Here is a 20661-nt window from a genome sequence, read left to right as displayed (position 1 = left end):
CACACCAGCAGCGTGAGCAGGTAGCCGAGGACCACCGCCAGCTGCCCGCTCACCGGCCGCCCCCGGGGACGACGGTGATCACCGGCGCGTCCTCGCCGCCGGCACCGGCGGGCGCGCCGGCCGGCTCGGACGCCTCCGCCCGCAGCCGGGCGACCCGGCGGCGGACGACGAGCACCGCGAGGAGGGTGAAGGCGAGGACGCCCGCGCCCAGCGCCCACGCCATCGTGGCGTGGATCGGTGGGCTGCCCTCGGGGCCGAGCACGGTGGGCGGCTGGTGCAGCGTCCGCCACCAGACGACCGAGAAGTGCACGACCGGCACGTTGAGGAAGGCGACGATGCCGATGGCCGCGGACCGGCGGGCGGCGACGTGCGGGTCGTCGGCCATCCGGCGGACGCCGAGGTAGGCGACGTAGACCAGCAGGAGCACCGCCGTCGTCACCAGCCGGGCATCCCACGTCCACCAGACGCCCCAGACCGGGCGGCCCCACAGCATGCCCAGCGCGATCGCCAGCGCCGTCAGCCCGACGCCCAGCTCGGCGGCCGCCTGCGCGTACCGGTCGAAGCCGAGCTCACGGCGCACCAGGTAGCCCACGCTGCACACCAGCACGGTCGCGAACGCCAGGTAGGCCACCCAGGCGGCCGGGACGTGCACGTACATCAACCGCTGCGCCGGACCTTGCACCCCGTCCTCGGGGGCGACGACGAGCGCCAGGACCAGCGCGACCGCGGTCGCCCCGGCAGCGGCGGCGGGGAGGAGCGCACCGCCGGGCACCGGAGTCCTACGCACGCTCGCTCCTCCTGTCGACCGGTCCCCGCCCGGGAAGGCCCGGGGACGGCTGGGTCAGCGGGGACCCGGCCAGCCTCTCACTCCTCCAGGAGGAAGGGGAAGACGGCCCAGGCGGTCGCCCCGGCGACCAGGTCGTAGGCGACCAGCAGCACCAGCCACGGGAGCGGCTCCGCCACGACGCCGGCCTGCGTCCCGGCCAGCAGGGCGGGCAGCCCGGCGGGGAGCACCAGGGCCGCGAGCAGGCCCGCACCGCGGGCCGAGGCCGCCAGCAGGGCGCCGAACACCGTGGTGCTCGCCGCGACGCCGCCCAGGCCGAGCGCCGCCGCCGCGCACCCGGCGAGGGAGACGGGGCCGTCGAGGAGCAGGACGGCGAGGACGGTCCCCGTGGTCCAGGTGACCGCGAGCGCGGTCCAGAGGACGGCGGCCTTGGCGAGGAACAGCGCCCCGGCCGGGACCAGGCCGCGCAGCAGGTCCCAGGAGTCCTCGTCGCGCTCCGCCGCCGCGACCAGCCGGGCCAGCGGAACCGCGGCGGTGAGCACGAGCAGCCAGACCAGGCCGGGCGCGGCGGCCCGGAGCGCGACGGGGTCGGGGCCGAGCACGAGACCCCCCAGCACGACCCCGGCCGCGACGAACGGCAGCACCGAGGCGAAGCCGTCGACGCCACCCAGGGCGATCCGCGCGTCCCGCCGGACCAGCAGGGGAACGGTGCGCAGCACGCCGGCGCGGCCCTGCCGCTGTCCACCTCCCCCGCTCACCCGAGCACCGTCGCAGCTCCCCCGACGAGCTCCAGGCGGGCGTCGACCGGGCCCAGGCCGGCGGCGACCTCCGAGCCCGCGACGAGCACCGCCGCCCCGTGACCGGCCAGGTCCTCGACCGTCCGGCGCACTGCCTCGCGTCCGGTCGCGTCGAGGTGCTCCATGGGCTCGTCGAGGCACACCACCGCCGGGGTCACCACGCGGGCCACGGCGAGGGTCACCCGCGCCCGCTGCCCCGCCGAGAGGCGGCCGGCCTCCTGTCCCCACAACTCCTCGGGGAGCCCGCACGCGGTGAGGGCCGCCGCAGCGGCACCGGCCGGCTGCTCCCGGCCGGCCAGGGCGCCGGCGAACGTCACGGCGTCCAGTGCCCGCTGCCGACGGCGCGCGGCCGCCCCGGGGCGCAGGTACAGCGCGTGCCCGGTCACCGACCGGGTGCCCGACGTCGGCTCCACCAGCCCCGCCGCGATCCGCAGCAGCGTGGTCTTGCCGGCGCCGTTCCCCCCGCCGACGACGCAGACCGCGCCGGCCGACAGCCGCAGCGTCAGGGGGGCGAGCGCGGTCCGCCCGCCGTAGCGGCGGGCCACCTCCTGCAGGCACAGCACCGGCGGTTCCCCCGCGGCAGGGCGGCCGGTCCTCGACTGGGTCATCGTGCCGAGGATGGTGCCACCGCCGCCCGCGCCCGGGCCGAGCAGCTGCGGTTGTGCGGCCGAAGCCAGCCACTAGGGTCGGACGGGACCGCACGGGAGCCCTCCCCGGAGGGGCAGCCCGACCAGCCCGCCACGGAGGTGCGATCGTGCCAGCCGACCTCGCTCCGGTGGCCGCACCGGAGCCAGGCTCGGTGCTCGATCCCGTGGGCCCCGAGGCGGCGCAGATCGCCGGGCTCACCTGGTTCATGATCGTCCTGGGCGGTCTGCTGTGGCTGGCCACCGTGGTGTTCCTGGTGCTGGCCCTCCGGCACCGCGCGCGCCGCGAGCCACGGGCCGCGAACCGGGGCGCGAAGGCCTTCATCGCCGTGTGGGGCGTGGTCGTCCCGATCGTCGTCCTGCCCGCCGTCTTCGCCTACAGCCTCGTGGTGGGCGTCGACATCTCCCGGCCTGCCCCTCCCGAGGCGCTCACCGTCGAGGTCGTCGGCCACCAGTTCTGGTGGGAGGTGCGCTACCCCGACGCCGACGTGGTGACCGCCAACGAGATCCACGTGCCGGTCGGCCGCCCCGTCCGGCTGGAGATGACGTCGGCGGACGTGATCCACAGCCTCTGGATCCCGCCGGTGGCCGGCAAGCTCGACCTCCTCCCCGGGCAGACCAACGTCCTGTCCTTCCAGGTCGAGGAGGCCGGTCGCTACCTCGGGGAGTGCGCCGAGTTCTGCGGCATCCAGCACGCCCGCATGCAGTTCGTCCTCGTCGCCCAGGATGAGGACGAGTTCGCCGACCACCTGGTCGCGTTGCAGGCGGGCTCCGCGGAGCCGGACGGCGAGCTCGAGGAGGCCGGCCGCGAGGTGTACCTGGCCGCGGGCTGCGGGCAGTGCCACCGGATCGAGGACGTCAGCGAGGGGGACGACTTCGCCCCGGACCTCACCCACCTCGCGTCCCGGGACACGATCGCCGCGGGGATGCTCGAGAACACGCGGGGCAACCTGGCGGGCTGGATCCTCGACCCGCAGGGCCTCAAGTCGGGGGTCCGCATGCCGCCGAACAACCTCTCGGGCGACGACCTGCAAGCGCTGCTGGCCTATCTGGAGAGCCTCGAATGACCGCGCTGCAGGATCCCCCGGCCACAGAGGACCGGCTCGCCGCCACGTGGGCCACCCCACCCGGCCTGGCCGGCTGGTTCACGGCCCTCAACCACAAGCAGGTGGGCCAGCGCTTCCTCATCACCGCGTTCGTCTTCTTCGCCCTGGGCGGCATCCAGTCGGTGCTGATGCGCTGGCAGCTCGGGAGCGCCGAGAGCACCTTCCTCGACGCGCAGACCTACAACGAGCTGTTCACCATGCACGGCACGACGATGATGTTCCTGTTCGCCGTGCCGGTGGGCGAAGCCTTCGCGATGTACTTCCTGCCGCTCATGCTCGGCACCCGGGACCTGCCGTTCCCCCGGCTGACCGCCTTCGGCTGGTACATCTACGTGCTCGGCGGGATCTTCCTCTACAGCAGCTTCCTGTTCGGCCAGGTCCCCGACGGCGGCTGGTTCGCCTACACCCCGCTCACCGGGCCCGAGTACTCCCCGAGCAACTCGATGGACTTCTGGCTGCTGGGCGTGACGTTCGTGGAGATCGCGACGATCGCCGGAGCGATCGAGCTGGTGGTGCTGATCCTCCGGTACCGGGCGCCGGGCATGAAGATCAGCCAGATGCCGCTGCTGGCGTGGAACGTGCTGGTCACCGGGATCGCCGTCATCTTCGCGTTCCCGCCGCTGGTGGTCGCCAGCGTGCTCCTCGAGCTGGACCGCAAGATCGGCACGCACTTCTACGATCCGGCGGCCGGTGGCGAGTCCTTGCTCTGGCAGCACCTGTTCTGGTTCTTCGGCCACCCCGAGGTCTACATCATCCTGCTGCCGGGGCTGGGCATCGTCTCCACGATCGTGCCGGTCTTCGCCCGCAGCCGGATCGTCGGCTACAGCCTGATCGCCGTCTCGACGGTCGCCATCGGCATCCTGTCGTTCGGCGTGTGGGTGCACCACATGTTCGTGACGGGGATCCCGCAGCTCGGGCTGGCCTTCTTCTCCGTGGCGAGCCTGTTCATCCCGATCCCGAGCGCCATCCAGGTCTCGGCGTGGATCGCCACCATCTGGCAGGGCCGGGCGGTGTGGAAGACGCCGATGATGTACGTCGTCGGCTTCATCGTGATCTTCGTCCTCGGCGGGGTCACCGGGGTGATGGTCGCCTCGGTCCCGTTCGACCAGCAGGCGCACGACAGCTACTTCGTCGTCGCGCACTTCCACTACGTGCTCATCGGCGGGATCCTCTTCCCGGTGCTGGCCGCCGTCCACTTCTGGATGCCGAAGATGAGCGGCCGCCTGCTCGACGAACGCATCGGCAAGACGGCGTTCTGGCTGACCTTCGTCGGCTTCAACGTGACGTTCTTCCCGCTGCACATCACCGGGCTGCAGGGCATGCCGCGCCGCCTCTACACCTACGCGGAGAACACGGGGTGGGAGCTCACGCAGGCGATCGCGACCGCGGGCACCGTCGTCCTCACCCTGGGCCTGCTCATGACGCTGGGCAACGTGGTGCTGTCGGCGCGGTACGGCGAGCGGGCCGGGGACGACCCGTGGGGCGGGGAGACCCTGGACTGGTACGCGACCTCGCCGCCGCCGGCCTACAACTTCCGCGGCATCCCGGAGGTCGCCAGCCGCTCGCCGCTGTGGGACACCCGGCCCTTCCGGCCGAAGTACGACCCGGCCACCTGGCAGGACGAGCTGCGCGAGCCCCGCGCTCCCGTGCGGCAGGTCGTGCTCACCAGCATCCTCGACGCCGCCCCCGAGGAGCTGGTCACCCTGCCGCAGAAGTCGTGGTGGCCGCTGCTGATGGCCTCCTCGCTCACCGTCGCCCTGATCGGCACGATGATCGACGTCTACCCCGTCGCCCTCACCGGTGTGCTCGCCGCGGTCGTGACCGGTGTGGCCTGGGTCTGGAACAGGCAGGACCGGCTGTGAGGACCAGCGGACACGCCGGGGACGCCGCCCCCCGTCCGGCCCCGCACATCGCCCGCGGCACCGGGTGGTGGGGGATGCTGCTGCTCCAGCTCGTCCTGGTGTCGATGCTCGCGGCGCTGCTGTTCTCCTACTTCTACCTGCGCGACGGCTTCGACACGTGGCCGCCCGAGCCGGCGCCCGCCCCCGCGCTGGGACTGACCGCGGTCGCCACCGCGCTGCTGCTGCTCAGCGCCGTCCCGGTGGCCGCGGTCCACCTGTCGGCGCGGGCCGGGAAGGCGGCCGGCCGGGTCCCCGCCGCGCTGGCCGCCGCCGTCGTCCTCGGGGTGGCGTTCCTCCTCGTGCAGTTCGCCGACTACGCGGCCAACGACATCGACCCGCAGCGCGACGTGTACGGCTCCCTCTTCCTCGCCCTCGCCGGCTTCCACCACGTCAACGCCGCCCTGGCCCTGCTCGGGCTGGGCATCGTGCTGCTGCGCGTGCGGACCGGCAGCATGCCCCCCCGCGAGCAGGAGATGGCGGTGACCGCCGCGCACTACTGGTACTTCGTGGTCTGGTCCTGGATCGTCATCGCCGCCACCCTCTACCTGACGCCGAGGTTCTGGTGACCGCCGCGACTCCGGAGACCAAGCGCCCCGCCGGCCGGCCGGTCCTGTTCTGGTTCGGTGTCGGCGGTGGCACCGCGGCCTGGCTGCTGCACCTGCTGGTCGGCTACTGGTTCATCGAGATCGGGTGCCCCACCGAGGGCCTGGCGCTCCCCGTCTTCCTCGTCGTGCTGACCGTGGCCCTCACGGTCATGGCCCTGGCCGCGACCTGGGCGTCCTGGTGGTCGATGCGGCACCTGCCACCGCAGCCGGAGTCCGCCGCCGTCCCCGGTCCCGAGCTCCGGCCGCTGCTGCCCTGGCGGCGTCGGCGCGACCCCGCGGACGCGCCCCCGGCCGGCGCCTGGGACCCGGTGCCGAGCCCCGCGCGCAACCGGCTGCTCGCGCTCACCGGCCTCACCATGAACCTGCTGGCGGTCGGCCTGATCGTGCTGGCGCTGCCCCCCGTCCTCGTGTACGGACCGTGCTGGTGACCGGGGGGCGGCGGGGAATGCGGGCCCGGCTGGCGGCGGCGCTCGTGGCCGCCGCGGCCGGGCTGAGCGCCTGCACCGACGCGACCGGCGAGCCGCAGGTGTCCGCGGACCGCGGGCGCGAGCTGCTGCGCGAGTACGGCTGCGCGGCCTGCCACCAGGTGCCGGGGGTGACCGGGCCGCAGGGCCGGGTGGGTCCGCCGCTCGGGACGCTCGTCGAGCGGCGGGTGATCGCCGGGCAGCTCCCCCACACGCCCGAGAACCTGCGGAGCTGGATCCAGGACCCCCAGGAGCTGGACCCCGGCAACCTGATGCCCGACCTCGGGGTGACCGACGAGGACGTCGACGCCATCGTCGCCTACCTGTACTCGCTGGAGCCCTCGTGAGCCGCCGCCGGATCCCGACGGCCGCGCGCCTGCTCCAGGTGCTGGCGCTGGTCACGGCCTGCGTCGCCCTCACCCTGGTGGCGGCACCGGTCGAGGCCGCCCCGGCCCCGGCGCCGCCCGCCGAGGAGGTCGCCGACGGCGGGACCGTCTACCAGCGGTACTGCGGGATCTGCCACAACAACGACGGCAGCGGCATCCCCGGGACCGGCGACGAGGCGGGGCCGGACCTGCGCGGGTTGCCGGTGGCCTACGTCGACCTGGTCATCCGCACCGGCCGGATGCCGATCCTGCACCGGCCGGTCGGCGCCGTGGAGGAACAGCTCACCGACGCCCAGCGCGAAGCGGTCGTCACCTGGATGGCCGAGGAGTTCGACCTGGAGGGCGGGATCCCGGAGGTGGGGGCAGGCGACCCGGGCCGCGGGCAGCCGCTCTGGCTGACCAACTGCGCGCCCTGCCACAGCGCCGGGGGCAACGGCGGCATCTCGGCCGACGGGACGGTCGCCCCGGAGGTCACCGGCATCGACCCCACCGGCATCGTGGAGGCGATCCGGGTCGGCCCGTTCGAGATGCCCCGGTTCGGCGACGAGGTCCTCAGCGAGCAGGACGCCGCCGACATCGCCGCCTACGTGCAGGACCTGTCGGACGCCGAGACCACACCCCTGGGGCTCTCGGACGTCAGTCGCGTCTACGGCGGTGTCTTCACCGGCCTGATCGCCCTGGCCATGGCGGGCGCGCTGGTGCTCGTCGTCCGGACCGGCCGGCGATCGGCCCCGGAACCGGCCGGGCGCACCCCCTCGGACCCGGAGGACAGGGAGGGCACGGAGCAGTGACGGCCACGGAGCCCCGCCCGGAGTCCCGCCCCGCGCTCCTGCGCCGCCCGGTCCCGCTCGCGGCCGGAGCCGTGGCGGCGATCCTGCTCGCGGCGTTCGTGGCGGGCCTGGTGCTGGACTGGCCCACCTCCGCGCTCGGGCTGCTCCTCGGCATCGGCACGCTGTGCGCCGCTCTCGTCGTGGCCGCCGCGCTGCCCGCTGACGAGGACCAGGAGCTCGTCTGGCCGGGCCAGCGCGAGCCGGGGGACGCACCGCTGCTCGCGGCGGTCGCCGGTCACCCGGTCCGCCGGCGCTGGGTCCTCGGTGGCGTCGGCGTCGGCGCGCTCGCCGGGATCGGCCTGCTCGCCTGGCTGGGCCGGGACGAGCCGCCGGCCACCAGCTGGCGGCGGGGGACGCACCTGGTGACCGCCGAGGGCCAGCGGATCCGCGCGGCGGACGTGCCGATCGGCGGCTTCGGCACCGTGTGGCCCGAGGGCGCCGCCCGGGAGGACCTGGCGGCGGTCGTGCTGGTGCGGCTCTCCGCGCAGAGCGCGCAGCCGCCGACGGTCCTCGACTGGGTCGTCGGCGAACGGCTGGTCGCCTACTCGAAGGTCTGCACGCACGCCGGCTGCCCGGTCGGGCTGTACCAGGAGGACAGCGACTCGCTGTTCTGCCCCTGCCACCAGGCCACCTTCGACGCGGCGCGCGGGGCAGTACCGACGTTCGGGCCGGCGTCGCGCCCCCTCCCCCAGCTCCCCCTCGGCGTCGACGCGGACGGCTTCCTGGTGGCCCTCGGCGACTTCGGGACGCCCATCGGTCCGGTGCGCGGATGAGCGTCCAGGAAGCCCCCACCCGGCCCCGGTGGCTACGCGAGCTGTTCGTCCCGACGCACTGGTCGTTCCTGCTGGGGCCGGTCGCGGTGATCTGCTTCGCCGTCCTGCTGCTGACCGGGCTGGTGCTGACCTTCTTCTACGAGCCGTCGGCCGAGCTGGTGGAGTACCAGGGCTCGGCCGACCTCTACGACGGCCGGGAGCTGCCGGCCGCGTTCTCCTCCGTCGTCTCGATCAGCCACGACCTGCCCGGCGGGCTGCTGCTGCGCCGGGTGCACCGGGTGGCGAGCTACCTGTTCGTCGCGGCGCTGCTGCTGCACGTGCTCCGGGTGCTCCTCGCCGGGGCCTTCCGGGGTCGCCGCATCTCGAACTACCTGCTCGGCCTGGTCCTGCTCGCACTGGCCTTCGCGCTGGGTTGGTCGGGCCAGAACCTGGTGTACGACGTGATCACCGGCAGCAGCGTCCGGATCGGGTACTCGATCGCGGCGAGCATGCCCTGGCTCGGCGGGGAGCTGGCCGACCTCGTCTTCGCGGGCCCGGACGTCGCCGACGTCGTCCCCCGGCTGTTCTGGCTGCACGTCCTGCTGCTGCCGGTCGCCTTCGGAGGGTTGCTCGCCGTCCACCTGTGGCTCGTCGTCCGCCAGCGGCACACAGTCCTGCCGCGGCGCCGTCGCCCCGACGGGCAGCTGGTCGTGGCGACCCCCGGCCGGAGCGGGCTGCGGTCCCGCGCGCTGCTGCTCACCCTGCTGACCACCACGCTGCTCGTCGTCTCCGCCGCGCTGGTCCCCTTCGGGGACGTCCTGCACATCGGCCCGTACCTGCCCGGTGTGGCCGGCAACGACATGTACCCGGACTGGTACCTGTTCCCGGCCGAGGGCGGCATCCTCCTCCTGCCGGCCGTGGAGTTCAGCATCCTGGGGGCGACGATCACCAACCCGTTCCTGGGCGGTGTCCTGCTGCCGGTGCTCATCGGCGGGGCGGTGCTGGTCTACCCGCTGCTGGAGCGGCTGTTCCGCCGGCGTCCGGAAGCCGACCTCGACCTCAGCGAGCGGCCGCTCGACGCGCCGTTCCGCGTCGCCTTCGTCACCTTCGTCGTGGTGCTCGGCGCGGTGACGGGCGCGGGGGCGGCCAGCGACGTGATCGCCCAGGTGCTCGGGCTGGAGGTGGTCACCGTCATCTGGTTCCTGCGCATCGCGCTGGTGGCGGCCCCGCCGGTGCTCGCGGGCGCTCTGTTCTGGTACGCCCGGCGGCGCTCCCGCCAGTCCCCGCTCTGACCCCGGGCGTCGCGGCTCAGGCCACCCGCAGCTCCTCGACGTCGGCCTCGCGCAGGCTCACGCCGAGCCCCGGGGCAGCGAGGTCCGGCCGGACCCGGCCCTCCCGCGGCTCGGGGGCGCCGTCGAACAGCCGGCGCTCGAACCGCTCGTGGTCGTGGAACCACTCGAGGTGGCGCAGGTTGGGCGTGGCCAGGCCGAGGTGTGCGTGCAGGGTGGGCACGCAGTGCGCGGAGACCTCGAGCCCGTGCCCCGCGGCCACCGCCGCCGCGCGCAACCACTCGGTGACCCCGCCGCAGCGGCTGGCGTCCACCTGCAGGCAGTCGACGGCGCCGGCGCCGCAGAGGGCAGCGAAGTCCTCGATCCGCGCGCCGTACTCCCCGGCGGCGACGTCGCAGTCCAGGGACCGGCGCACGAGTCGCAGCCCGGCCAGGTCGTCGGAGGAGACCGGCTCCTCGAACCAGACCACCCCCAGGTCGTCGAGCGCCCGGCCCACCCGGACCGCCTGCTTGGCGGTGTAGCCGCCGTTGGCGTCGACCAGCAGATCGACGCGGTCCCCGACGACCTCGCGGGCCAGCCGCGTGCGGGCCAGGTCGCGGCGCTCCGCGCTGCCCCACGACTCCCCGATCTTGATCTTCACCCGGTCGAAGCCCCGGTCGAGCCAGCCCGTCAGCTGCTCGCGGGTCGCGGCGTCGTCGTAGGTGGTGAACCCACCGCTGGCGTAGACCGGCGAGTCCCGGCGCACGGCCCCCAGGAGCACCGCCAGCGGCACGTCGAGCAGCCGCGCCTTCAGGTCCCAGAGGGCGACGTCGACCGCGGAGATCGCCATCGCGACCAGGCCGGGAACGCCGGCGTTGCGGGCGGCCCGGGCCATGGCATGCGTGGCGTCCTGCGGGTGCAGGGCCGATCGCCCCTCCACCACGCCGGCGAGCAGGCCGGGGATGAGCGCCGCGGTGGACTGGTCGGCATAGGTCCAGCCGGTCCCGGTGCGGTCCCCGGCAGCGGCGTGCACCACGATCGCCGTCGTCGCGTCCCACTGCAGGGTGCCGTCGGCCTCGGGGCGGTCGGTCGGCAGCCGGTAGACGGCAACGACCACGCTCTGCACCGGGACGTCCGGTGTGGTTCCCACGGCAGCGGTGCTCCTCTCCAGGAGGTGGTCAGCCGGCGGAGCGGCCGGTCAGCGTGCGCCGCACCGCGGTGACCGCCCCGGTCACCGCGGCGGTGGTGACGCCGGCGGCCGCCGCGAGCACCGCCCCCTGCGCCAGCCGGCCCGGCGGATGCGGGGCCGGTGCCAGCACCCGTTCCGGGTTGTCCTCGAGCCGCGCGCCGGTCACCAGACCGGCGAGCGCCTCGGCCAGGTGCACCGCCCTGCGGCCGGTGTCGGCCTGCTCGACCTGGGTGCGGCAGCTGAAGCCGTCGGCGAGCACCACCGCCTGGGGGTCGCCCTCGCGCACCGCGGGCAGCAGGGCCTGCTCGGCACAGGCCATGGAGACGTCGTAGTGACCGCGCTCGAACCCGAAGTTGCCGGCCAGTCCGCAGCAGCCGGAGTTCAGCACGTCGGCGTCGAACCCGGCCCTCCGCATCAGCTCGCGGTCCTGGTCGAAGCCCATGATCGAGTGGTGGTGGCAGTGGGTCTGGACCATCGCCGCGCGATCCGCCCGAGGGGGCTCCCACTCCGGAGCGCGCTCGCCCAGCAGCTCGGCGAGCGTGCGGGTGGACGCCGCGAGCAGCCGGACGTCCTCGTCGTCCGGGAGCAGCTCGGGGGCGTCGGACCGGAAGACCGCGGTGCAGCTGGGCTCCAGCGCCACGACCGGCATGCCCGCGCGCAGCTCCGGTGCGAGCGCGCCCGCCGTCCGGCGCAGGGTCCGCGCGGCCGTCGCCAACTGGCCCGTGGAGATCCAGGTGAGCCCGCAGCAGAGCTCCTGGTCGGGGATTCGCACGGTGAAGCCGGCGTCCTCCAGCACCGTCACCGCCGCCTCGCCGATGTGCGGCTGGAAGAACTCGGTGAACGTGTCCGGCCAGAGCAGCACCTCGCCGCGCTCCCCCGTTCCTCGGGGTCCCCGGTCGCGGTACCAGGAGGTGAAGCGCTGCGGGGCGAACAGCGGCAGGTCGCGCTCCGGGGTCACCCCGCCGACCGCCTTGGCCACCGTGCGCACCCCCGGCGTCTGCGTCAGGGCGTTCACCACCCGCGGCGCCAGCGCGGCGAACCGCGCGACCAGCGGCAGCCAGCCGAGCGTGTAGTGGGTCCGCGGGCGCAGCCGGCCCGCGTAGTGGTGCGACAGGAACTCCGCCTTGTACGTCGCCATGTCCACGTCGACCGGGCAGTCGCTGCGGCAGCCCTTGCACGCCAGGCAGAGGTCCAGCGCGTCCCGGACCGCGGTGGAACGCCAGCGGTCGCGGATGACGTCGCCGCGGAGCATCTCGAACAGCAGGCGCGCGCGGCCGCGGGTGGAGTGCTTCTCGTCGCCGGTCACCTGGTAGCTCGGGCACATCACCTGGCCGGACCCGACCTCCAGGGAGGAGCGGCACTTGCCGACGCCGACGCACCGGGCTGCGGCGTGGGCGAACGAGCCGTCGTCCTCCGGGTAGCCGAAGGCGACCTCGGGCTGCCAGGCGGGGTAGTCGGCGGTGACCCGGAGGTGCTCGTCGAGGGGGTACGGGGCGACGACCTTCCCCGGGTTCATCCGGTTGTCCGGGTCCAGCAGCGCCTTCATGCGGCCGAACGCCTCGACGATCTCGGGTTCGAACATCCGGGGCAGCAGTTCGCCGCGCACCTGACCATCGCCGTGCTCGCCGGACATGGAGCCGCCGTAGCGGGTGACGAGCTCGGCGGCGTCCTCGAGGAACGGGCGGTAGGTGTCCTCGCCGCCCGGTGCGCCCAGCGGGAACGGTATGCGCAGGTGCACGCACCCGTGACCGAAGTGCCCGTACAGGGAGGAGGGCGTCAGGCCGTGCCGGTCGAGCAGCTCCGCGAGGTCGGCCAGGTACTCCCCGAGCTGATCGGGTGCGACGGCGGAGTCCTCCCACCCCGGCCAGGTGTCGTGCGCGTCCGGCGGATGCGCAGTTGCGCCGAGCCCGGACTCGCGGAAGGCCCACATGTCCGCCTGGTCCGCGGGGTCGCTCAGGACCAGCACGGCCGGCGGCTCGGGCGCGGAGCGGAGGTCCTCGACCATCCGATCCATGCGTCCGCCCAGTTCCTCCTCGTCCTCCCCGGCGAGCTCGACCAGCAACCAGCCGCTGCCGTCGGGCAGCTTCTCCAGGGCCCGGGGGTTCATCCCGAGCTCGTCCTGGTTGCGGCGGAGCACCTCGTCGACGCCCTCGAGCCGGTGCGGACGGTGCGGGAGCAGCCGGGCGACGTCGCGGCCCGCGGCGACGACGTCGGGGTAGCCCAGGACCGCCAGGCGGCGCACCCGCGGCAGCTCCGACAGCTGCAGCTCCGCGCGCAGCACGGTCACCAGCGTCCCCTCGCTGCCCACCAGCGCCCGGGCCACGTCGAAGCCGTTCTCGGGCAGCAGCGCGTCGAGGTTGTAGCCGGAGACGCGGCGCGGGATCCGCGGGAAACCGGTGCGGATCTCGGCGAGGTAGCGGTCCCGCAGCGCCCGGAGCCCGCGGTAGACCTCGGCGCGGCGGCCACCCGCCCGGACGATCTCGGCGTACTCCTCGTCGCTCGTCGGCCCGACCCACATGCGGGTGCCGTCGGGCAGCAGGACCTCCAGCCGGGAGACCTTGTCCACCGCCTTGCCGTACACCTGCGCCGAGGCCCCGCACGCGTTGTTGCCGAGCATGCCGCCGACCGTGCAGGTCCAGTGGGTCGCCGGCTGCGGCCCCCAGGTGAGCCCGTGCTCGGCGAGCCGGGCGTCGAGGTGGTCGAGCACCATGCCCGGCTCCACGACGCAGGTCCGCCGGTCGGTGTCGACCGAGACCAGGCCGGTGCAGTACCGGCTCCAGTCCAGGACGACGGCGGCGTTGGTGGTCTGGCCGGCGAGGCTGGTGCCGCCGCCCCGCGACAGCAGGGGCACACCGTGCTCGCGGCAGACCGCCGCCGCCTCGACCGCCGCCTCCACCGTCCGCGGTTCCACGACCCCCAGCGGCGGGATCCGGTAGTTCGAGGCATCGGTGGAGTACGCGCCGCGGGTGCCGGTGTCGAACCGGACACCGCCGTCGACCCGGCGGCGCAGGTCGGCCGCCAGCGCCGCGACGTCCACCCGGTGGGGCCCGGCAGGCTCCGGCGGCAGGCTGGTGGGTGGGGGCAGATCGGTGACCGCCATCGCTCAGCCCCGGTGCGGCAGGAACTCCTGGATCTTGGTCTTGGCCCCCTGGCTGACCACACCCCACGCGTCCTCGTCGCCCTTGAACAGCGACCTGGCCGTCTCGGTCATCTGCTCGAGCGTCGCGTGCGGCGGGATGGGTGGGACGTCGGCGTCGACGTGCACGTCGAGCAGCGCCGGCCGGCCCGCCGCCAGCGCGCGGTCCCACGCCGGCCCCAGCTGGTCCGGGTCGTCCACCGTGATCGCCTCGAAGCCGAGGCCGGCGGCGAACGCGGCGTAGGAGACGTCGGGCAGCGTCTGCGAGTCGGCGAGCTTCGGGAATCCGCCCATGGCCCGCATCTCCCAGGTCACCTGGTTGAGGTCGTTGTTGTGCAGGACCGCGATCACCATGCGGGGGTCGGTCCACTCCCGCCAGTACCGGGAGATGGTGATGAGCTCGGCCAGGCCGTTCATCTGCATCGCCCCGTCGCCGACGAAGGCGATGACCGGCCGGTCGGGGTGCCCGAACTTGGCACCGATGCCGTAGGGCACCGCCGGGCCCATGGTGGCCAGCGTCCCGGACAGCGAGCCCCGGGTGTCCGGGCCGAACCGCAGGTGACGCGCGTACCAGTTGGCCGACGACCCGGAGTCCGCGGTGATGATGGCGTTGCCGGGCATCCGATCGTTCAGCTCGTAGAACAGCCGCATGGGGTTGACCGGGTCGGAGTCGGTCATGGCACGCATGTGGATGGTCTCCCACCAGCGCCGGACACCGTCCTCGATGCCCTCCCGCCACGAGCGGTCGGCCTTGCGCTCCAGCAGCGGGATCAGCGCCCGGAGGGTGGTGGCGGCGTCCCCCACGAGGTTCAGCTCGTACGGGTACCGCATGCCGATGTACTTCGCGTCGTGGTCGATCTGGACCCCGCGGGCCTGGCCGTACTCGGGGAAGAACTCGCTGTAGGGCAGGTTGGAGCCGACCGTCAGCAGGGTGTCGCAGTCCTTCATCATGTCCCAGGTCGGCCGGGTGCCCAGCAGCCCGATCGACCCGGTCACGAACGGCAGGTCGTCGGGGAGCACGTCCTTGCCGAGCAGCGCCTTCGCCACGCCGGCGCCGAGGATGTCGGCGACCTCGATGACCTCCGCGCGGGCGCCCCGAGCCCCCTGGCCGACGAGCATCGCGACCTTGCTCCCGCTGTTGAGCAGGTCGGCGGCGGCGCGGATCGACCGGTCGTCCGGAACGATCGTCGGCGCCGAGGTGTGTGCGCTGCTGGAAGGCACCATCTTGTGCTCGTGCGTCGGCGGGCTGTACTCCAGCTCCTGCACGTCGGCCGGGATGATCACCGCGGTCGGCGCGTGCTCGGCGGCCGCGATCCGCATGGCGCGGTCGATCACGTTGGGGAGCTGCTCGGGCGTGTTCACCACGTGCACGTAGTGGTGGGCGACGTCCTTGAACAGCGACAGCAGGTCGACCTCCTGCTGGTAGGAGCCGCCCATGGCGCTCCGGTCGGTCTGCCCGACGATCGCGACCACGGGCACGTGGTCGAGCTTGGCGTCGTACAGCCCGTTGAGCAGGTGGATCGCGCCCGGCCCCGAGGTGGCCATGCAGACGCCCACCCGGCCGGTGAACTTGGCGTACCCCACCGCCTCGAAGGCGGACATCTCCTCGTGCCGGGACTGGACGTACTGCAGGCCGTCCTGCTTCCCGAACGCCTCGAGGATGCCGTTGATCCCGTCACCGGGATAGGAGAAGACCTTCTCGACGCCCCACTCCCGGAGGCGGTCCAGCAGGACGTCGGCGACAGTCTGGCTCATGGGGAGATCCCTCCCGTTGGGTTGCACCGTCCTTGGACGCGCTACCCGTCGAGCCGGGATGAAACCGAGACGGGACTTTACGATCGGATGACCATGCCCCCCAGTCGAGGTGAGGGGGACGACCGGTCGGTCGAGCACGTCGGCCCCCGGGGACGACACGGAGGCAGCCACGCTCACCGCCGAGCCCGCCTCGTCAGCGGGTGCTCGTGCTCGGGGCGGGGACGACGTCTTCTCCGGCCTCGCGAGTGGGCGCGCAGCCCGGACCTTCCGGCCGCCCCGTTCAGGCCCCGACCCAACCCCCGGTAGCCGCGGACGCGGCACCGGCCAACCCGGGAGGACCGATGAGCGCAGGAGGAGACCACCGCGGGCACGGTGGACCGCATGATCCCGAGTTCCGCGTCGGGCGCGGAAAGCCGGCCCGGCGGCGGATCGCCGCGCTCGCCGTCGCGATCATCGTCATCATCTTCGCCGTCATGCTGGGCGTGTGGCTGCTCGGCAGGTCCGCCGCCGACGCGCAGAGCCCAGCCGGGGCCGGGGGCGCGGACCACAGCGCTGAGGCGGAACCGGCCGCTGACGGGGTTTGCCCGGGCCTCGATCGGTCCGGTCAGCGGGCCGACCGGACCGCCTGAGCGAGCCGGACTCGAGGCACACGATCTCGGGCACGTGCTCGAGCGCGCACCCGCACCGACGCAGCCACCCCGCCCCGGCCGTCGGTGAGGACGACCCGGTCGGACTGCGTACCCACGGTCGGCCGCTGACGACAGTGGCCCCGCCGAGCCCGTCTCCGGGGCCCGGCGGGGCCACTGCACTGCGTTGGTAGCGGGGACAGGATTCGAACCTGCGACCTCTGGGTTATGAGCCCAGCGAGCTACCGAGCTGCTCCACCCCGCGTTGCGTCCGCCACCCTACCCTCTCGGCGGGACCGACCCGCTGTCGGCCCCGTGGTCGGCGGGACCACGGGGCCGACAGCCGGCTCAGGAGGTGCTGGACGTGCCCGCTGCCGGCGGCGCAGCCGTCGCCCCGCCGGTGGGGTGACCGTTCGGCGACGCCGTCGTGCCGGGAAGCAGCGGGTCCTCCGGAGCGCGGCGCGGGAGACGGGGCTCCTCCCCCAGCCCCTTGACCAGCGACGCGAGCACCATGAGGAGCACGACCGCGAAGGGGAAGGCGGCGACGATCGAGGCGGTCTGCACCCCGCCCAGGCCGCCGCTGACCAGCAGGACGGCTGCGGAGGCGGAGATGACCAGCCCCCAGATCACGCTGACGACGCGCGCCGGGTCCTGCCCACCGCGGCTGCTGAGCGAGCCGAGCACGAAGGTGGCGGAGTCGGCGCTGGTCACGAAGAACGTGACGATCAGGATCATCGCCCCGATCCCGGCCACCACCCCACCGGGCAGCGTGTCGAGCAGCCCGAACAGCTGCGACTCGGTCGACTGCCCGGCGAGCTCCGCCCCCTCCTGCTCGGCGAGGATTCCGGCTCCGCCGAAGACGGAGAACCACAGCCCGCTGACCAGCGTCGGCACCGCCAGCACGCCGATGACGAACTCCCGGATGGTGCGCCCGCGCGAGATGCGCGCGATGAAGGTCGCGACGAAGGGCGACCAGGAGATCCACCACGCCCAGTAGAAGATCGTCCAGCCGTTGATCCAATCCGACCGCTCGGCGTCGAAGGGGCCGGTCTGCAGGCTCATCGTGGGGAGCTCGGCGAGGTAGCTGCCGAGGGTCGTGGTGAACGCACCGACCAGCCGGCCGGACGCCGCGGTGAACAGCACGAAGGCGAAGAGCCCCACCGCGAGGACGACGTTGGCGGTCGACAGCCACTTGATCCCGCGGTTGATCCCGGAGAGCGCCGAGATCAGGAAGAGGACGGTGACCACCGCGATGATGGCCAGCTGCACGCCGGAACCGGTCGCGATGCCGTCGTCGAGCGAGGCGAGGCCCCCGTTGATCTGCGCGGCGCCCAGGCCGAGCGACGTGGCGACACCGAAGACGGTGGCGACCACGGCGACCGTGTCCACCGCCACGCCGAGCGGGCCGTCGACGCGGTCACCGAGCAGCGGTCGCAGCGCCCCGCTGATCGTGGCCTTCCAGCCGCGGCGGAACCGGGCGTAGGCCAGGGCCAGGGCCAGGACGGCGTAGATGCCCCAGGGGTGCAGGCCCCAGTGGAAGAACGAGTAGCGCAACGCATCCCGGGCGGCCTCCGTGGTCCCCGGGTCGGCCGTCGGCGGGGTGAGGAAGTGCGACACCGGCTCCGCCACGCCCCAGAACACCAGGCCGATGCCCATACCCGCGCTGAAGAGCATCGAGAACCAGGCCCGGGTGCTGTACTCGGGCCGGTCGGTGTCCGCACCCAGCCGCACCCGTCCCCACCGCGAGGCCGCGACCACGATCACCGCGACCAGCACGATCGTGGCGGTGAGCAGGTAGAACCAGCCGAACCGGTCGACCACGAAGGTGCGCGCCGAGGTGGCGGCGGAGTCGAGGGACTCCGGTGACAGCACGCCCCAGAGGACGAAGGGGAGCACGATGGCCAGCGAGGCCCAGAAGACGGCGGATGTTCTTCGCACGAGCGGAAGGATCCTTCGGTCGGGAACAAGAGAGCCGGGCGCCCACCGGCGGCAGACCGTACGGGGGCGGGGTCGACGGCCGGACGACGATCCAGACTTGCACCACTTGCGGAGCGCCGCATCTTTCCGGGCGTGACAAGCCCCACCCCCGCGGGACCGGAACCGTCGGGGATCGTGGGCGGGTGCCACCTCAGCCGCCCACGCAGCAGGACCCCCACCACGCCGTCGACCTCGCCCTCCGGGCGGGGGAACTGCTGCTGTCGGCCGGCGCCAGCGCCGCCGAGGTGACCGCCACGTGCACGGTCGTGGCCCGGTCCTGCGGGCTCGGGCGGGTGGAGTGCGACATCACCTTCACCTCGATCACGGTCTCCGGCCACCCCGCCGCGGACGCCGCCCCGATCAGCGGGCTGCGCCTGGTCCAGCGGCGGGAGCTGGACTACTCCCGCGCCACCGCCGTCCACAACGTGGTCGGCGACCTGGCCGCGGGACGGGTGACCCCGCCGGAGGCCGACCACCGGCTGCGGGCGATCGCCACCGCACGGCACCCCTACCGCCGGTGGGTGGTCACCGGGGCGCGTGCGTTCCTGGCCGCCGGGGTCGCCGTGCTGCTCGGCGCCGGGCCCGTGGTGACGGCGGCCGCCTTCGGTGCCACGGTGCTGGTCGACCTCGCCATCGACCGCCTCGGCCGCCGCGGACTGCCGCCCTTCTTCCTCAACGCCGCCGGCGGGCTGATCGCCACCTCGGTCGCCCTCGCCCTCGTGGCCGCCGACATCGGCGTCCGCCCGTCGCTCGTCGTCGCCGGCGGCATCGTGCTGCTGCTGCCGGGTGTCACGCTCGTCGGCTCGGTGCACGACGCGATCACCGGCTTCTACGTGACGGCGAGCGCCCGGGCCTTCGAGACGTTGCTGCTGACGGCCGGGATCATCAGCGGGGTGGCGGTCGGGCTGTCGATCGGCGTGCGGCTCGGCGTGCCGATGACGATGTGGGACCCCTCGCCCAGCGGTTTGGCGGAGGTGCCGCTGCAGCTCGCGGCCGCAGCCGCCGTCTCGGCCTCCTTCGCCGTCGCCAACTACGCCCCCCGGCGCACCCTGGCTCCGGCGGCGGCCGCCGGTGCGCTCGGCTGGGCGGTGTTCGTCGGGCTGGACCAGCTGCGGCTGTCGGTCACCCTCGCGACGGCCGCCGCCGCCGTCGTCATCGGCCTCGGCAGCTTCGTCATGGCTGCCCGCCAGCGGGTCCCCGCGCTGGTCTACGTGGCCGCCGGGATCATCCCGCTGCTGCCCGGGCTCGCCATCTACCGGGGTCTGCGCCGGCTCACCGAGGGCGACACGCTGGGCGGCCTCACGCTGCTCGGGACCGCCATCGCCATCGGCCTGGCGCTGGCGGCGGGGTCCCTGCTCGGCGAGTACGTGGCGCAGTCCCTGCGACGGACCAGGCTGCCCGGGGAGCGGCGCCTGACCGGCCTGGTCCAGGCCCGAGGAGCACGCGCGCGGAGCGTCACCGGCGGCGGTCGCGGGGTGGCGCGCGCCTGACGCGGAGGCGTCGGCACGGACCCGTGTGAACGGTGGGACGGGCCGTCACGCGCGAGGCGCCGGACCCGTGCGCCTCCGGCACCCCCGTTCCCGGCCCGCCTACAGTCCGGGTCGTGGCGGGGGACGTGGCGGCGAGCAGTTTCGTCGGAGACCCGCAGCCGGTGGAGATCCACCACCGCGGGATCTGGTACTCCGGCGAGCTGCTCGGCTGGCGGCACACCCCCGACGGCCGGGTCTCCGCCCGCGTGCGGTGCACCGTCGACGGGCTGCGGCACTCGACGTGGAAGGACCTCGCCGAGCTCCGCCTGCCGGATCCGGCCCACCCACCGCGGCGAGAACCGTTCCCCGCACCCCCGGCACGCCCGCTGGCCGCCGCGCCGGTGGCCGACCCGGACCGCACGCGCCCGCACACGCTGCTCGCCGCGCTGACCACGCGACCGCGCCCACCCGCGCACGTCGGCACGCCGCCGGCCCCACGGTTCCCCGCCGCCCCGGGGACGTCGTCTCCCGTCCAGCAGGTGCCGGCCGGAGGGCGCACCCCGACGGCGGAACCGGCGCTGCCGCCGGCACGACCGCGGCCGACGCCCTACCGCCGTGCACCACGCCAGGCCGACGGCTGGTCGCGCGACTGGCCCGACGCCCGCACGCACGAGGAGCTCAGCGCCGTCTGACCACGGGACCGGCGGCCCGAGCACCCGGAAGGACGAGAACGACGAAGGCCCGACCCCTGGTGGGGCCGGGCCTTCGTGGTGGTAGCGGGGACAGGATTCGAACCTGCGACCTCTGGGTTATGAGCCCAGCGAGCTACCGAGCTGCTCCACCCCGCGTCGGTGACATCACCGTACCAGCCCTGCCGGGGGGGGGGGGGGGGGGGGGGGGGGGGGGGGGGGGGGGGGGGGGGGGGGGGGGGGGGGGGGGGGGGGGGGGGGGGGGGGGGGGGGGGGGGGGGGG

At 74.2% G+C, this 20661-nt stretch carries 18 protein-coding genes and 2 tRNA genes; 11 read left to right on the top strand and 9 right to left on the bottom strand.

Features of this window, described 5'->3' with window-relative positions; genetic code table 11:
* Positions 1–49 precede the first annotated feature (49 nt).
* From ccsA to ACI79K_RS08720, 3 genes are all read right to left on the bottom strand, one after another.
* On the bottom strand, positions 50–787 hold the full coding sequence (ccsA, locus tag ACI79K_RS08730; RefSeq protein ID WP_456589312.1) for a cytochrome c biogenesis protein CcsA: 738 nt from the start codon (positions 785–787) through the stop codon (positions 50–52).
* A gap of 77 nt (positions 788–864) precedes the next feature.
* The gene (locus ACI79K_RS08725) at positions 865–1542 is read right to left on the bottom strand and encodes a heme exporter protein CcmB (RefSeq protein ID WP_456589313.1); all 678 of its coding nucleotides are present in this window, start codon (positions 1540–1542) and stop codon (positions 865–867) included.
* Positions 1539–2189 (bottom strand): ABC transporter ATP-binding protein, encoded by a 651-nt coding sequence (locus tag ACI79K_RS08720; RefSeq protein ID WP_456599521.1) that lies wholly within the window; start codon positions 2187–2189, stop codon positions 1539–1541. The genes ACI79K_RS08725 and ACI79K_RS08720 overlap by 4 nt, the downstream gene beginning before the upstream one ends.
* 146 nt (positions 2190–2335) lie before the next feature.
* Here ACI79K_RS08720 and coxB point away from each other — a divergent pair, with 146 nt between their 5' ends.
* The 8 genes from coxB to ACI79K_RS08680 are packed head-to-tail and all read left to right on the top strand — an operon-like array spanning position 2336 to position 9561.
* Complete coding sequence (gene coxB, locus ACI79K_RS08715; RefSeq protein WP_456599520.1) at positions 2336–3292, top strand: cytochrome c oxidase subunit II; 957 nt, start codon at positions 2336–2338, stop codon at positions 3290–3292.
* The gene (gene ctaD / locus ACI79K_RS08710) at positions 3289–5193 is read left to right on the top strand and encodes a cytochrome c oxidase subunit I (protein WP_456589316.1); all 1905 of its coding nucleotides are present in this window, start codon (positions 3289–3291) and stop codon (positions 5191–5193) included. Before coxB ends, ctaD begins: the two co-directional genes overlap by 4 nt.
* Positions 5190–5798, top strand: a complete 609-nt coding sequence (locus ACI79K_RS08705; RefSeq protein WP_456589317.1) for a cytochrome c oxidase subunit 3 — start codon at positions 5190–5192, stop codon at positions 5796–5798. Before ctaD ends, ACI79K_RS08705 begins: the two co-directional genes overlap by 4 nt.
* Positions 5795–6265 carry a hypothetical protein gene (locus ACI79K_RS08700; RefSeq protein ID WP_456589318.1) on the top strand — a complete coding sequence of 157 codons (471 nt, stop codon included), beginning with the start codon at positions 5795–5797 and terminating at the stop codon, positions 6263–6265. Before ACI79K_RS08705 ends, ACI79K_RS08700 begins: the two co-directional genes overlap by 4 nt.
* Positions 6262–6648: a c-type cytochrome gene (locus tag ACI79K_RS08695; RefSeq protein ID WP_456589319.1), complete on the top strand. Its 387-nt coding sequence runs from the start codon at positions 6262–6264 to the stop codon at positions 6646–6648. Before ACI79K_RS08700 ends, ACI79K_RS08695 begins: the two co-directional genes overlap by 4 nt.
* Entirely contained in the window at positions 6645–7478 is an 834-nt protein-coding gene (locus ACI79K_RS08690) for a c-type cytochrome (protein ID WP_456589320.1), read from the top strand. The genes ACI79K_RS08695 and ACI79K_RS08690 overlap by 4 nt, the downstream gene beginning before the upstream one ends.
* Positions 7475–8290, top strand: a complete 816-nt coding sequence (locus ACI79K_RS08685; protein WP_456599519.1) for a QcrA and Rieske domain-containing protein — start codon at positions 7475–7477, stop codon at positions 8288–8290. The genes ACI79K_RS08690 and ACI79K_RS08685 overlap by 4 nt, the downstream gene beginning before the upstream one ends.
* Positions 8287–9561, top strand: coding sequence for a cytochrome b N-terminal domain-containing protein (locus ACI79K_RS08680; protein ID WP_456589322.1), 1275 nt, complete (start codon positions 8287–8289; stop codon positions 9559–9561). The genes ACI79K_RS08685 and ACI79K_RS08680 overlap by 4 nt, the downstream gene beginning before the upstream one ends.
* Before the next feature lie 16 nt (positions 9562–9577).
* Here ACI79K_RS08680 and ACI79K_RS08675 read toward each other — a convergent pair whose 3' ends face one another.
* From ACI79K_RS08675 to ACI79K_RS08665, 3 genes are read right to left on the bottom strand one after another with little or no spacing between them, the layout of a single operon-like run.
* Complete coding sequence (locus tag ACI79K_RS08675) at positions 9578–10687, bottom strand: enolase C-terminal domain-like protein (RefSeq protein ID WP_456589323.1); 1110 nt, start codon at positions 10685–10687, stop codon at positions 9578–9580.
* 28 nt (positions 10688–10715) lie between these two features.
* A complete protein-coding gene (locus ACI79K_RS08670) occupies positions 10716–13826 on the bottom strand; it encodes an FAD-binding and (Fe-S)-binding domain-containing protein (RefSeq protein ID WP_456599518.1) in 3111 nt (1036 codons plus the stop codon).
* Between the two features lie 3 nt (positions 13827–13829).
* Positions 13830–15617 carry a thiamine pyrophosphate-requiring protein gene (locus ACI79K_RS08665; RefSeq protein WP_456599517.1) on the bottom strand — a complete coding sequence of 596 codons (1788 nt, stop codon included), beginning with the start codon at positions 15615–15617 and terminating at the stop codon, positions 13830–13832.
* Positions 15618–15958: 341 nt separating this feature from the next.
* On the opposite strand from ACI79K_RS08665, the gene ACI79K_RS08660 reads away from it, so the two are divergent.
* Complete coding sequence (locus ACI79K_RS08660; protein ID WP_456589326.1) at positions 15959–16246, top strand: hypothetical protein; 288 nt, start codon at positions 15959–15961, stop codon at positions 16244–16246.
* Between the two features lie 185 nt (positions 16247–16431).
* Here ACI79K_RS08660 and ACI79K_RS08655 read toward each other — a convergent pair.
* Positions 16432–16508: transfer RNA gene (locus tag ACI79K_RS08655), tRNA-Met, on the bottom strand.
* An 83-nt stretch (positions 16509–16591) separates the two neighbouring features.
* Positions 16592–18181 (bottom strand): BCCT family transporter, encoded by a 1590-nt coding sequence (locus ACI79K_RS08650; RefSeq protein ID WP_456589327.1) that lies wholly within the window; start codon positions 18179–18181, stop codon positions 16592–16594.
* A gap of 182 nt (positions 18182–18363) precedes the next feature.
* Here ACI79K_RS08650 and ACI79K_RS08645 point away from each other — a divergent pair, with 182 nt between their 5' ends.
* Together ACI79K_RS08645 and ACI79K_RS08640 are read left to right on the top strand one after the other, a co-directional pair.
* Complete coding sequence (locus ACI79K_RS08645; RefSeq protein WP_456589328.1) at positions 18364–19710, top strand: threonine/serine ThrE exporter family protein; 1347 nt, start codon at positions 18364–18366, stop codon at positions 19708–19710.
* A gap of 113 nt (positions 19711–19823) precedes the next feature.
* Positions 19824–20381 carry a hypothetical protein gene (locus ACI79K_RS08640; protein ID WP_456589329.1) on the top strand — a complete coding sequence of 186 codons (558 nt, stop codon included), beginning with the start codon at positions 19824–19826 and terminating at the stop codon, positions 20379–20381.
* A gap of 79 nt (positions 20382–20460) precedes the next feature.
* Here the strand turns inward: ACI79K_RS08640 and ACI79K_RS08635 are convergent.
* Positions 20461–20537: transfer RNA gene (locus ACI79K_RS08635), tRNA-Met, on the bottom strand.
* Positions 20538–20661: the final 124 nt, after the last annotated feature.

It is taken from the genome of Blastococcus sp. SYSU DS0616 (assembly GCF_054051015.1).
The sequence above is the reverse complement of the archived record's forward strand: the minus strand, read 5'-3'. Positions and strand labels throughout refer to the sequence as shown.